The following is a 13,291-nucleotide window of genomic DNA, read 5'->3' as shown; positions in this document are numbered from 1 at the left end:
ACCGACCGCTGGCGACAGGGGGTGATCGTGGCTACCCGGATCCTCTGGCCGGGGCCGTCGGCTGCACCTCATGCGCAGCTTCGGCGGCGCCGCGACGATCCTTGATCCGACGGTGCAGGCGGCGGCTGAGTCGCTTCTCGACCAGTTCGTGGACCGCCCACGCGAGCAGCAGGGCCACGACGAGTGCCAGCACCCGCGACGGCCAAGGTCCCACGTAGTCGACGGTGCGCTCCATCACGACGTAGCCGATGTTCTGGTGCAACAGGTACAGCGGGTACGAGATCGCACCCAGCCAGGTGAGCACCCCCCAGCGCAGCACCGGCACATCCCGCTTCAGGATCGTTGCAGTGAACAGGACCACCACCAGGCCCACCAGCAAACCCGACTGCCAGTTCGTCACCAGCCCCTCATTCACGACCGCCAGGATCGCCTGGACGGCGAAGACCGGGTGCAGCCTGCCCCCGGCATGCTTGAGGTACAGCAGCATGCCCAGGCCGAACAGCGGGGCGTACTGGGCCACCGAGGCCGCCACGATGATCTGGGTGAGGCCGGAGTCCACCACCCGGTCGAGCAGGATCAGGCCCAGCCCACCCACCGACCACACCAGCGCACCCCGGGTGACCAACCACTCAGGCACTGTGCGGAATAGCGCCAGCGCCAGCCCGATCAGGATGTAGAAGACCAGTTCCCGCGCCAGTGACCAGTAGACACCGTCGAAGTCCCGCACCCCCACGAAGCTCTGGAACATGGTGGCGTTGACTGCCAGTTCCCAGAGTGGGCGGTACAGCAGGGTGACCCTGAACCCGAACACGAAGGCGATCGTCAGCGCCAGGCACGCCCAGTAGGTCGGGTAGAGGCGTACGAACCGGGCCACTGCGAAGTCACCGGCGTTGCTGTAGCGCCGGGTCGACATCAGGATCACGAACCCACTGATCATGAAGAAGAGATTCACGCCGAGCCCGCCGTAGCGGAAGGTGAAGCGGAGGTCCTGGTGGTCGACGAAGAACACGTCGAAGTTCAGGGTGTAGTGGGTCACCAGGACCAGCACGGCAGCAATGCCGCGCAGCCCGTCCAGCTCAGTGAATCGACTGCTGCTCATCGCGCGCCCTCCAGTCCGACACCGAGTCGGGGCTGCGGCGGTCTTCCGATCACCCCGTAGCGCAGGTGCCCCACCAGCAGGCCCGCCTGGAGGGCTGCGCGCTGCCCCAGGCTTCGCCAGTCACGCGATGACGGACGAACCAGCATGCGAGCCGCGGCCGCCGCGCAGCGACCAAGCCCCAAGTACCAGCGCCGTGGGAGGCTCGGGGATCGCCCGAACAGGTGGTGTCGATGGGCAAGCAGCATGTGCCGCACGCCGGTGCGGAAGCTGCGCCCCAGCGGTTGGTCGACCTCTGGCCGGGTGCGGTAGGCAAGCTTCATCGCGTGGGCGCGGGCAATCACGTGACCAGCGGCCTGCAGACGCAGCGCCAGGTCGTTGTCCTCAACACCGTAGGGGGCAGAGACGTCACACCCGCCGACGTCGAAATACACGTCGCGGCGCATGACACAGGAACCGCCGAGCAGGATCGGGTAGGCCACCGCAGCGCCGGGCACCTCGAGCGTTGTCATCATCGGCTCTGCCTCGAGGAGTCCATCCAGGTGCTCAGCACCCAGGCCGAACTCAGCCTCGGGCATCGGCGTCGCCCCACCATTGGTGACCGGGGTTTGCTCGGCGGCACTGGCCGCTTCACGCACCCACTGCCGTGAGGCATAGTCGTCGGAGTCGCAGAAGGCCACGACCCGGGCACGGGCATGGGCTACGCCCACATTGCGTGCATAGCCTGGGTTCGCCATCGCGTCCGCCGCGACCACACGCACATCCAGCCGCTCACGCCATGGTTTCGTGGCTGCAGCCAGGTCATCGGTGGACAGGTTGTCCACGAGCACCACCTCGAACCGGGGCCCGCCCTCCTGCTGCGACAAAGCCTGCAGTTGCAGTCCGATCGTTCGGGTCGAGTTGTGGCAGGGAATGATCACGGACACGTCCGGCTCATTGGGCACCTCGATCGCGTCTCGTCCATTCACCCCACTCCCCCTTTCGACTCGAGAAATCTATCGTCTGACGGTCGACTGAGACTCCAATGGGCTGCACTGGTCTTCTTAGGGATTCGGGATAGCCTGTCCCAGTGACCACGTCGGATGCACCCGCCACCCGACCCCTCAATGCCGAGCTGCTGTTGACCGATCCCGCAGCTGGGCCGCTGCTCGCGCTTTCACCACATCTGGACGATGTCATTTTCAGCGCCTGTGCACCAGTGCTGGCACGTCCGCTGGAGGTGTGGACGGTCTTTGCCGGTGAACCCACCATTCCCGTGACGACTGCCTGGGACGACAGCTGCGGGTTTCGGGACTCCGCGGACGCCTTGGCGACCCGCCGCGGCGAGGACAGGGCCGCGTTCGCGGGTTCACAGGCCACCGTCCGGCACCTCGCCTATCTGGACGGCCCCTACACCGACCCCGCACGGCGTACCGCCGACCTGGTCGGGCTGAGGACCGAACTGGGGCGTTGGCTCGACGAGCACCCCGGGGGGACCGTTCTGGCGCCAGCCTGCGCCGGGGTCCAGGTTCGCCCGGCCGTGTGGGACCGTTTCCGGCGACACCATGAGGCTCCTGCCGACTCCTCGCGCCCCACGCAGGAGGGGGCAAACCCGCAACCTGGCTCCGCATCCACCGAGCCGGCATCGCCGGTGTCGCGCACACTGGCGGCTGCCAAGGATGTGCTCAGGGGATGTCTGCACCGTGACTACCAGCGCCGCCGGGCTGCTGCCCAGCGCAAGGGACTGGCCGTCAACAACGACCACGTGGCCGTGCGTGATGCGGTGCTCGAGGTCGCCGGGTCGCGGCCCGGGGTTGGCGTGGTGCTCTATGAAGACCTGCCCTACCTGTGGGCGCAGCCAGCTGACAGTGAGGTGGCCCGATTGACCCGCATGGGGCTCACCCCTGTCGAGTTCTTCCTACCCGTGGATGTCGCCGAGAAATTCCGACTCATCCAGGCCTACGCCTCCCAGGTGCAGGTGATGGATCCCCAGCAGCATCGACTCTCACGCCCGGGGTTTCTTCCCGAGCGTGAAAGGTACTGGCAGTTGGCGAACAGGAGGTCTGCGGCATGACGGCGGTGGCCATCATTCCCGCCCGCGGCGGCTCCAAAGGAATCCCCCGCAAGAACCTGCAGCCACTCAACGGCAAACCGCTCATCGTGTGGACGATCGAGCAAGCGCTCGCCGTGGCCGACCTGCAGGTGTTCGTCTCCACCGAGGACGACGAGATCGCGGAGGTCTCCGATAGGGCCGGGGCATCGGTGATCCACCGCCCCACAGACCTTGCCCAGGACAGCACCGCCACCGAGCCCGTCGTGCTGCATGCCCTGGACGACATCGCACGCTCACGGGGGGCCGACCCCGACGTGACAATGCTCCTGCAGGCCACCTCGCCGATTCGCCATGCCGGCACGCTGCAGCGAGCCCTCGACCAACTCCACGCCGAACAGGTCGATTCGTTGGTCGGCGTCGTGCCGTGCCCACCCTTCTTGTGGTCGCTGGATGCCACTGGCGGGGCCGTGCCCCACTGGGACTGGCAGCACCGACGACGCCGCCAGGACATGGCACCCGAGCAGCGGCGCTACCGCGAGACCGGCTCTGTCTACGTCACCCGCACGACCATCTACCGGCAGACCCAGAACCGGATGGGCGGCCGCATCGGGTTGTTCGAGATGGACGAGGACGAAGGTGTTGACATCGACACGCTGCACGACTTGTCAGTCGCCGATGCCATTCTGACTGGAGAGAGGAAGTGAAGGGCATGCGCGTCAACTTGCCACCCTACGAGTATGTGAAGCGCGCCTCTGCGGCCGCAAAGCGGGCCGACATCACCGTCGTGATGCCGATGCACAATGTGGCCGAATACGTCGGTGAAGCCATCACCAGCGTCCTCGAGCAGACCCACCAGGACTTCATCCTGCACGTGCACGACGATGGCTCCACGGACGAGAGCATCCAGGAAGCCCTTCGAGTCATCGGCGACGACGACCGATGCACCATCACCCGCAGCGAGAACCACGGCGCCCCAACGGCCAGGAACATCATCATCCAACAGGCCACCACCCCCCTGCTCGCGATCATGGACAGCGACGACATTGCCCTGCCCCACCGACTGGCAAGCCACGTGGAGCTCTTCGCTGAGCACCCCGAGGTCGACATCCACGCTGGCGCGATCGAGACTTTCGGCGAGGGAATAGTGCCACGGATCGCCGCCCCTGACGCCAATGGACCCCGCCTCCTCGTTGAGCTGTTGCGAGACTGCCACATTCCGAACACCGCTTCGGCCGTACGCACCCACGTCGCCCAGGCCTTTCCGCAAGACCCGGAGTTGCACGCCGCCGAGGACTGGGACTTCTGGAGCAGATTGGCTACTCACAAGCATCGCCATTTCTTCACATCCGAGGTCCTGACCCGCTACCGGATTCGACGAGGATCGCTCACCCGAAACCTGCAAAGCCACGATGCGTACCGTCTGGTGGCGAGCAGGCACCGGGAGCGCGTGGTGAGCGGGCCCGGGGCTGACCAGTTCGGGGAATGGCTGTACTGGTCATCCCACAAGGACCAACGTCTCCTGACCCAGCTTGCGTGGGGAAATGCCAGCGTCCGGATGGCCATGGGCGAGGCCCTGGACGGCGTTGACCTCGGCCCGCTCGACAAGGCAACAGTTCACCAGATTCTGGACGAGCTGCTCCGAGCGCAGTACGTGGGTCAGCCCACCTTGGTCAGCGCCTCCACCGCCCTGGCCCTCATCCCGCGACTGGGGTTGCGCCCATTCCTGGTGACCCTGAAGCGAGTCGTGACGAGCAGGCAGCGGTGGCGCTGGTCCACGGGACATGAGCTCGTGGACTGGTCCACCGCCCCCCTCACCGCTGGCGCTGCCCACGACTCGGCAGACGCCACCTACGAGAGGGGCAAGCCATGATCATCGACCGCCATGTCACGCCATTCGTGATCCTCGGCGATGAGCCCGTCCTGGCTGCGCTTCGCCGCATCAACGACAACAAGTCACGCATTGCCTTCGTCGTCGACAAGCACGGCCACCTGCTTGGTTCGCTGAGCGACGGTGACATCCGGCGGTGGCTGCTGACCACCACCGAGCCCGCCCTCGACGCCCCCTGCGCGCAGGCCGCGAACACCTCGGCGACCCGGGCGAAGCTCACCGACCCGCATGAGGCCATCGCCACACTGATCACCCCGGCCATCACCCATGTGCCGCTGCTCGACGACGCCGGCCGGGTGGTGGCCATCGCCTCCAACGACCGGCGCGCCTTCCAGATCGGGCGCCACCGGGTCTCGGCGGACGACCCGACCCTGGTCATCGCCGAGATCGGCAACAACCACCAGGGTGACGTCGGTTTCGCCAAGGAACTGGTCGACCTGGCCGCCGGGGCCGGCGCCGACATCGTGAAGTTCCAGCTGCGCGACATGGATGCCCTCTACCGGCAGTCGGGGGCCGCCACCGCCGGTGAAGACCTGGGCGCCCAGTACACCCTCAACCTGCTGGCCAAGTACTCCCTGCCCGCCGACCAGCTCGTCGAGGTCTTCGCCCACGCCCACGCCCGCGGCCTGGACATCCTGTGCACCCCATGGGACTCCCCCAGCGTCACCGTGCTGGCCGACTACGGCGTGCCGGGCCTGAAGGTGGCCTCGGCCGACATGACCAACCACACCCTGCTGGCCGACATGTTCGCCACCGGGTTGCCGCTGATCGTCTCGACGGGCATGAGCACCGAGGCCGAGATCAAGGAGTCGGCCGAGTTGCTGCGCAACTCCGGCTCCCCGTTCGCGATGCTGCACTGCCAGTCGACCTACCCGGCGCCGTTCAAGGACATCAACCTGCGCTACCTGACCCGGCTGGCCGAGATTTCCGGCACCCCGGTCGGCTACTCGGGCCACGAACGGGGCTTCCACGTGCCGCTGGCCGCAGTCGCACTGGGCGCCCGGATCATCGAGAAGCACTTCACCACCGACCGTTCGCTGGAGGGCAACGATCACAAGGTCTCACTGCTGCCCGGTGAGTTCCAGCAGATGGTCGAGCGCATCCGTGAACTCGAGACCGCGTTGGGCAGCGGGGACGCCCGGGTGGTCTCGACCGGTGAATCGATGAACCGGGTGAACCTGGCCAAGTCGCTGGTCTCCACCCGCCGACTCGAGGTCGGTGAGGTGATCACCCGCGCCGACGTCGAGGTGAAGTCACCCGGCCGCGGCCTGCAACCGAACCGGCTCGACGAACTGGTCGGGCGCAAGACCCTGCGCACGGTGGCCGCCGGGGACTTCTTCTACCCCGGCGACCTGGCCGAGGAGGCAACCCGTGGCCGCCAGTACCGCTTCCGCCGGCCGTGGGGGCTGCCGGTGCGCTACCACGACTACAAGAACCTGGTCGACCAGTCGAACCCTGACTTCATCGAGTTCCACATGTCCTACAAGGACGTCGAGCTCGACGTGGACGAGCTGTTCGAGCGGCGGCTGCCGATCGGCTTCACGGTGCACACCCCCGACCTGTACGCCGGGGACTTCATCATCGACCTGGCCAGCCCCGACGAGGACACCTGGCAGCGCTCGATCGTGGAAACCCAACGAGTCATCGACATCACCCGGCGCCTGCAGGCCTGGTTCACCGTCGACCAGGCCCCGATCGTGATCGCCACCATGGGTGGGTTCACCGCCGACGACTTCGTCCCCGAACAGGCCCGGCCCGCGATGTACGCGCGGATCGCGCAGGCCCTCGAACGGCTGGACACCTCAGAGGTGCGGCTGACGGCGCAGACCCTGCCGCCCTACCCGTGGCTGATGGGTGGCCAGCAGTTCCACAACCTGTTCATGGGGTTGGAGGACACCGTCGAGTTCGCCACCCAGTACGGGCAGCGGCTCACCCTGGACATCTCCCACTCGAAGCTGGCCGCAAACTTCCACCAGCGCCCCTTCAGTGAGTATGTCGAGGCCCTGGCCCCGCTCAGTGACCACCTGCACATCGTCGACGCCGAGGGTGTCGACGGTGAGGGCCCGCAGATCGGTGAGGGTGAGGTTGACTGGCCGCTGCTGGCCCGCCAGCTGGACGAGTTGGCCCCCGGGGTGTCGTTCATCCCCGAGATCTGGATGGGCCACACCAACAATGGGGAGGGGTTCTGGACCGCCCTGGACCGGTTGGAGAAGTGGTTCTGATGCGCCGTTCTGCGCCCGACCAGCCGGTCGCGCTGTGGGTGGTGCCGGTCAGCAACCTGGCCGGAGTCGCGCGACACGTGATCGATGTGGCCCGGGTGGGGCTGCCGGGCTGGTCACTGGTGGTCGCCGCCCCCGAAGGCCCACTGCTCGACGAGGTGCGTGCGCACGGGGTCGAGGTGGTGCCGGTCGGGATCGGCCCGGGGGTCCGCCTCGACCGGGCCGTGCGCGCCTTCCGTGGCCTGGTGCGCCGGGTGCGCCCGCAGGTGGTGCACACCCACCTGGCCCGGGCCGACCTGCTCGCCGCGATGGCCACCCCGGGGTTGCCGGTGCGGCTGGTCTCGACCGAGCACCACATTCCCCCGGACCGGTTCATGTTCCACCCCACCCTGGCCCGCGCCAAGGCGAAGGAGACGGTGCACCACCACCGGCTGAAGCGGTTCGACCGGCTGATCGCGGTCAGCGCCTCCACCCGGCGCGACATGCTCACCTACTGGCGCCCGCAGCAGCCGGTGACCGTCATCCTCAACGGGGTGGACCGCCCCGTGGTGGCCCCGGTCAGGGGCGCCGGGCTGAGGTTCCTGTCGCTGGCCAGGCTGTCGCCGGAGAAGAACATCGAGCTGACCCTGCGGGCGTTCGCGCGCATCCGTGCTGCTGAGCCCACGGCCACATTGACCATCGGCGGCACCGGTGAGTCGGAGGCGGGGCTGCGGCACCTGGCCGACGAGCTGGGAGTGGCCGCCGACGTCGACTTCGCCGGCTTCATCAACGCCGAGCAGGCGATGGCTGACCACGACGTGGTGCTGCAGCCCTCCCGGTCGGACAACTGCTCCTACACCCTGCTCGATGCGGTGGCCGCGGGGATGGGGGTGGCTGCCAGCCCGATCGGCGGCAACCCGGAGATCCTGCCGGCCCATTGCATCGCCGAACTGGAAGACCTGGACGGCTTCGTCCGGGTGGCGCTGGAACAGGCACAGCGCCCCGACCGGCGCCCCACGCTGCCCGACGAGGTGCCCACGGTGGCCGGGATGGCTGCCCGGATCGTCGGTGAGTACGCGCAGGTGCCCCGGCCGAGGAGGTGGCGATGAGCATCGTCTTCGACGCGCGCTGGGCCGGCCCCCACGGGATCGGCCGGTTCGCCGGCCAGGTACGCAAACGGCTGGTCGGCCCCGTGGCCGACGTGACCGGCTCCCACCCGGTCTCGGCGCGGGGCCTGGTCGAGTCGGAGTTGCTGCCACATCGGTTCGGGGGCCGCGGCTACACCTACTTCTCCCCCGGCTACACCCCCTGCCTCAGTTGGGGTGGGCCGCATGCTTTCACCGTGCACGACCTGATCCACCTGGACGTGCCTGCCGAGGCCTCGGCGGTGAAGACGGGCTACTACGACCAGGTCGTCCGGCGGGCCATTCGGCGGCCGGGCACGGTGCTGACCGTTTCCCGGTTCTCGCAGCGGCGAATCGCCGACTGGGCAGGGGTTGACCCCGACCGGATCACGGTGGTCGGCAACGGGGTCGACGCGAGTTTCAGCCCCGACGGCGCCCGCAAGCAGGGCCCCTGGCCCTACCTGCTGCACGTCGGCAACACCAAACCGCACAAGAACCTGCCCCGCGTGCTGCAGGCGCTCGCCGGGGTGCCGGACATCCACCTGGTGTGCTCCAGCGCGCCCGACACAGCGTTGATCGCCCTGGCGCGCCAACTCGGCTGCGATGATCGCCTGCACTTCTTGTCCAGCATTCCCGAGAAGGACCTGCCCGCCTTCTATCGCGGCGCGACGGCAGTGGTGATCGCATCGCTGTATGAGGGGTTCGGCCTGCCGGCATTGGAGGGGATGGCCTGCGGGGTGCCGGTGGTGGCCTCGACCACGACCGCGCTGGCCGAGGTGGTGCAGGGTGCCGGGGTCGGTATCGACCCCGATGACGTCACCTCGATCCGGGATGGCATCGAGAAGGCGATCGGCGATGACGAGGTACGCACCCTGCTCATCGAGGCTGGACCGAAGCGAGCAGCAGAGTTCAGCTGGGACCGGGTCGGGACTGCTGTTGTGGACGCTCTTGGTAGCACGGCATGACTCACGTAACTCCGCGAGCACCAACCGACGTCCACGTGAGCGTGGTGATGCCTGTGCTGAACGGCGAACGGACGATTCGGCAGCAGCTGGACTCGCTTGCAGCGCAGGACTATGCCGGTGTGTGGGAGCTGGTGGTCAGCGACAACGGTTCGACCGATACCACGCGGGCCATCGTGGACGATTTCACCAAAACGGCACCCATGCCGGTACGAGTAGCCGACGCGACCAGGCAGCGCGGGATCTCTCATGCCCGCAATGCCGGGGTGCTTGCCGCGCGCGGCACTGTGGTGGCCTTCTGCGACTGTGATGACCAAGCCGACCCGGGCTGGGTACGCGGAGTGACAACATCAGTGCGCCCCGGGGCGCTGACCGCGGGGGTGAATCGCGAGCTGAGGGACCCGCATGACCCTGACTCACCCATCATCAACCCAGCTGGTTACCTCGAAACCACCACGACCAGGACATTCGTCGGCTGCAACTTCGCACTCACGAGGGCTGACTACCTTCGATTGGGGGGCTTCGACGAGTCCCTCCCACGATATGGCTTCGACGACACAGAGTTCGCCCTCCGAACGTCAGGGGCAGGCCTCCAGGTGGAGGGGTCCGGCGACATGGTCATGTACTTCCGCAAGACTGCTGACGCCTCGGGTTTGATGCGCAAGGTGTACCTCTCAGCCAAGGCTGAGGCAGTGCTCTGGACCAGATTCCCCCAGATGGGGCAGGACCCAAGGATACGCACAGCACTACGACACCTGCTTGCACTGCTGCCGGGGGTGGCGGGCGCCCCCCGAGCACCAAAGCAATTCGCCCGTCAGGCGGTGACCCGGTGGGGCAGGCTGGTCGGCCTGATCGATGTGCGCCTTGGTCGAGTTCCCAGGATGCCGCGCCTGATCAGGGACCTGGGGAGCGCCGCATGACCCGCGTCACTCTCGCCCACGACTACCTGACCCAGCGTGGCGGCGCCGAACGGGTCGCCCTGGTGCTCACATCAGTCTTCCCCGACGCCGACCTGTACACCTCGCTGTACGAGCCCGAGCTGACGTATCCCGAGTTCCGCGGGGTGCGGGTGTTGACCTCACCCCTGAACCGAGTAGGCCTGTTCCGCCGGAAGTTCCGGTTCGCGCTGCCGTTCTTCGGTGCTGTGTTCGGCAGCGCTCACCTCGACCCCCGCACGGAGGTGGTCGTGGTCTCGACGACGGGCTTCGCCCACGGCATCCGGGCCGACGCCCCGAAGGTGGTGTACTGCCATTCCCCGGCCAGGTTCCTGTACCTCGTCGAGGAGTACCTGGGCGCCAAGTGGTGGCGTACCCCAGCCGGCTGGGCGCTGCAGGCTTTGCGCCCCTGGCTGGTGCGCTGGGACCAGCGCGCCGCCCGGCAGGCCGCGACCTACCTGTGCAACTCGACGCTTGTGCAGCGCCGCATCAAGGACATCTACGGCATCGATGCCAGCGTCGTGCACCCCCCGGCGGCCCTCGACCCCGGCGGCCCCCGCGAGCCGCTTCCAACCCTCCACGGCTGGGAGGGTTACCACCTGCTCGTCAGTCGGCTGCTTCCGTACAAGAACGTCGCCACCGCGGTTGATGCTTTCAGACAGCTCCCGGACGAACGCCTGCTGGTGGTCGGCAGCGGTCCGCTGCGCGACCAACTCATGGCCGAACTTCCACCGAATGTGCGGCTGGCCCAGGGAATCACTGACGCCCAGTTGCGCACCGCCTATGCCGGCGCCACGGCCGTCATCGCTCCTAGTCACGAGGACTTCGGCCTCACACCGGTCGAGGGGTTCAGCTTCGGCGTGCCGGCATTGGCACTGCGTGCCGGCGGCTACCTCGACACAGTGGTCGACGGCACGAGCGGCTGGTTCTTCGACGCGCCCACCGCCGATGACATCGCCGCTGCAGTGCGTCACCTCACCGAGAACCCGATCGACCGCGGCCGCACGCTGCAGCACGCCCAGCGCTTCACACCTGAGGCATTCGCTGCCAGTATTCGAGGCATCGTCGACCAGATCGCAGGAGGCAGCCGGTGATGACCGAGCAGGGCACCTTCGATGCCTCGGTCATCATGCCGGTGCGCAACGGGGCGGAATGGATTCGTGGCCAGCTCGACGCGCTGGCTGCCCAGGACTTCACCGGCACTTGGGAGATTGTCATCGCTGACAATGGCTCGACGGACTCCACCAACGACATCGTCCGCGAGTTCGCCCGGCACACCGATGTGCCGGTGCGCATCGCCGACGCCACTGCCCGCGCCGGCATCTGCCACGCCCGCAACTCCGGCGCGCTCGCCGCTCGGGGGAAGCTGTTGGTGTTCTGCGACTGCGACGACCTCGCCAGCCCGGGATGGCTCGGCGCCGCTGTCGCCGCCTCGGCCGATGGCCAGGTGATCGCAGGCCTCAATCGCGAACTGCAGCAGCCGGTGCAGGACCCGGAGGCGCCCAAGATCAACCCGGGCGGCCTCATTCGGGGGTGGCAGGCGTTCTTGTTCATCGGCTGCAACTTCGCTGTCGACCGCGATGCCTACTTCGCCGTCGGCGGCTTCGATGAGTCGCTGCCACCCTACGGTTGCGATGACAGCGAGTTCGCGCTGCGTGCCAACGAGGCGGGGCTCACGTTCGTCGGTGATGAAGACATGTTGCTGTGGTTCCGCCGCACGACCGGTCTGCGCCGTGTGCTGCGCAAGGTCTACCTGTCGGGCAAGGCCGAGACCATCATGTGGCACCGCCACCCACAACGGTTCGCTGAACGCATCGGCTGGAAGGCTGCGGCCAAGGCTCTGCTGTACACCCCGAGGGCGTTGCGCGGCGGGGGTCTGCCCGGGGCGCGCGCCAAGGCACGCTACGTGGTGACCCGCTGGGCGCATGTGGTCGCAGAACTCGAGTTGCTGCGCGGCAGGTATGAACGCGATCCCATCCACGTCAGTGCGGACCACCCGGTACCGCATGTCGAGGAGGTGCCCGGCAGGTGAAGGCCTCCGTGGTGATCCCCTCCCGCGGCGGCGCCTCCCGGCTGCCGCTGCTGCTGAACTCACTTGCCGCCCAGACTCATGCCGACTGGGAGGCCATCGTCGTCATCGACGGCGACATCGACAACTCCGAGGCGGTGGTAGCCGGCTACGCCCACCTGCCGGTGCGCTGCATCGTGCTGCCCGAGAACCGCGGGCGCGTCACCGCCCTGAACACGGGGTTCGCAGCTGCCACGGGTGACGTGCTCATTCGGGCCGACGACGACTTCGAGCTGTCACCCGGTCACGTTGCGGCCCACGTGGCGCGGCACGAGACCGGCCGGGTGGGTGTCGTGGGGTTGCCGCTCAACGTCGCCCCCGACAACGTCTACATGCGTGTCTACGGTGCCTGGGCTGACGAGTCCGGCCGGGCTGGCGCTCGCTTGACACCCGCGGGCGAGCGGTGGCGTCTGTGGGGCGGCAACGTCTCGTGCACGCGCGCCGATTTCGACGCGGTGGGTGGGTACGACGACCGCTACCGGGGCTACGGCTGGGAGGACCTTGACTTCGGCTACCGGCTCGCCCAACAGGGTGTGCCGATTGTGCTGGAGGAAGGCGCGAATGTGCGCCACCACATGGCGTCGGTGACCACTCGCATCAGGGCCCGCAGGGCCTGGGACTCCGGGAGCGCGCGGGCGCGGTTCGAGTCGTTCCACGGGGTGGGTTCGAGCGGCGTGGCGCTGCCACCAGCCGATTCGGCCTGGAACCGGCTCGTCCGGGGATGGAGCCGGGTGTTGACGCCTGCGACACTCACGGTGTCCACCTGGCTGGTTGATGCCGCGTTGCCTGTGCTCCCTCGACCTGTGGGCCGCAAGCTGGTGGCTCTCTGTGTCGAGGCTGCCTCGGCAGCGGGGTTCACCGCAGGGAGGACGGCGTCCCCATGACCGCACCCGAGGCCAGCGTGGTGATCGCCTTCTACAAGAACGACGCCATACTCGCTGAGCAGTGGCGCCGACCAGGCACGCGGGCAAAGCCACGCCCGCAATGT

12 protein-coding genes are annotated in these 13,291 nt (G+C 67.7%); 10 read left to right on the top strand and 2 right to left on the bottom strand.

The genetic code is table 11. The annotated features are described in order from the left end of the window. Positions 1–31 precede the first annotated feature (31 nt). Complete coding sequence (locus ACQE3C_RS12110; RefSeq protein WP_434539437.1) at positions 32–1,099, bottom strand: acyltransferase family protein; 1,068 nt, start codon at positions 1,097–1,099, stop codon at positions 32–34. After that, a complete protein-coding gene (locus ACQE3C_RS12105; protein ID WP_434539436.1) occupies positions 1,096–2,064 on the bottom strand; it encodes a glycosyltransferase family 2 protein in 969 nt (322 codons plus the stop codon). The genes ACQE3C_RS12110 and ACQE3C_RS12105 overlap by 4 nt, the downstream gene beginning before the upstream one ends. Before the next feature lie 101 nt (positions 2,065–2,165). Here ACQE3C_RS12105 and ACQE3C_RS12100 point away from each other — a divergent pair, with 101 nt between their 5' ends. The 10 genes from ACQE3C_RS12100 to ACQE3C_RS12055 are packed head-to-tail and all read left to right on the top strand — an operon-like array spanning position 2,166 to position 13,187. Further along, the gene (locus ACQE3C_RS12100; protein WP_434539435.1) at positions 2,166–3,149 is read left to right on the top strand and encodes a hypothetical protein; all 984 of its coding nucleotides are present in this window, start codon (positions 2,166–2,168) and stop codon (positions 3,147–3,149) included. Continuing rightward, on the top strand, positions 3,146–3,832 hold the full coding sequence (locus tag ACQE3C_RS12095) for a cytidylyltransferase domain-containing protein (protein ID WP_434539434.1): 687 nt from the start codon (positions 3,146–3,148) through the stop codon (positions 3,830–3,832). Before ACQE3C_RS12100 ends, ACQE3C_RS12095 begins: the two co-directional genes overlap by 4 nt. Before the next feature lie 5 nt (positions 3,833–3,837). Then, entirely contained in the window at positions 3,838–4,998 is a 1,161-nt protein-coding gene (locus tag ACQE3C_RS12090) for a glycosyltransferase family 2 protein (RefSeq protein ID WP_434539433.1), read from the top strand. Then, complete coding sequence (locus ACQE3C_RS12085) at positions 4,995–7,238, top strand: N-acetylneuraminate synthase family protein (protein WP_434539432.1); 2,244 nt, start codon at positions 4,995–4,997, stop codon at positions 7,236–7,238. Before ACQE3C_RS12090 ends, ACQE3C_RS12085 begins: the two co-directional genes overlap by 4 nt. After that, positions 7,238–8,323 (top strand): glycosyltransferase family 4 protein, encoded by a 1,086-nt coding sequence (locus ACQE3C_RS12080; protein WP_434539431.1) that lies wholly within the window; start codon positions 7,238–7,240, stop codon positions 8,321–8,323. Before ACQE3C_RS12085 ends, ACQE3C_RS12080 begins: the two co-directional genes overlap by 1 nt. After that, complete coding sequence (locus tag ACQE3C_RS12075) at positions 8,320–9,303, top strand: glycosyltransferase family 4 protein (protein ID WP_434539430.1); 984 nt, start codon at positions 8,320–8,322, stop codon at positions 9,301–9,303. The genes ACQE3C_RS12080 and ACQE3C_RS12075 overlap by 4 nt, the downstream gene beginning before the upstream one ends. A 35-nt stretch (positions 9,304–9,338) precedes the next feature. After that, entirely contained in the window at positions 9,339–10,220 is an 882-nt protein-coding gene (locus ACQE3C_RS12070) for a glycosyltransferase family 2 protein (protein WP_434539429.1), read from the top strand. After that, positions 10,217–11,329, top strand: coding sequence for a glycosyltransferase (locus ACQE3C_RS12065; protein WP_434539428.1), 1,113 nt, complete (start codon positions 10,217–10,219; stop codon positions 11,327–11,329). The genes ACQE3C_RS12070 and ACQE3C_RS12065 overlap by 4 nt, the downstream gene beginning before the upstream one ends. After that, positions 11,329–12,267, top strand: a complete 939-nt coding sequence (locus tag ACQE3C_RS12060; RefSeq protein ID WP_434539457.1) for a glycosyltransferase family 2 protein — start codon at positions 11,329–11,331, stop codon at positions 12,265–12,267. Before ACQE3C_RS12065 ends, ACQE3C_RS12060 begins: the two co-directional genes overlap by 1 nt. After that, positions 12,264–13,187, top strand: coding sequence for a glycosyltransferase family 2 protein (locus ACQE3C_RS12055; protein ID WP_434539427.1), 924 nt, complete (start codon positions 12,264–12,266; stop codon positions 13,185–13,187). The genes ACQE3C_RS12060 and ACQE3C_RS12055 overlap by 4 nt, the downstream gene beginning before the upstream one ends. The last annotated feature ends 104 nt before the right edge of the window (positions 13,188–13,291 follow it).

The organism is Aestuariimicrobium sp. Y1814, from assembly GCF_050113895.1.
Taxonomy (GTDB): Bacteria; Actinomycetota; Actinomycetes; order Propionibacteriales; family Propionibacteriaceae; genus Aestuariimicrobium.
The sequence above is the reverse complement of the archived record's forward strand: the minus strand, read 5'-3'. Positions and strand labels throughout refer to the sequence as shown.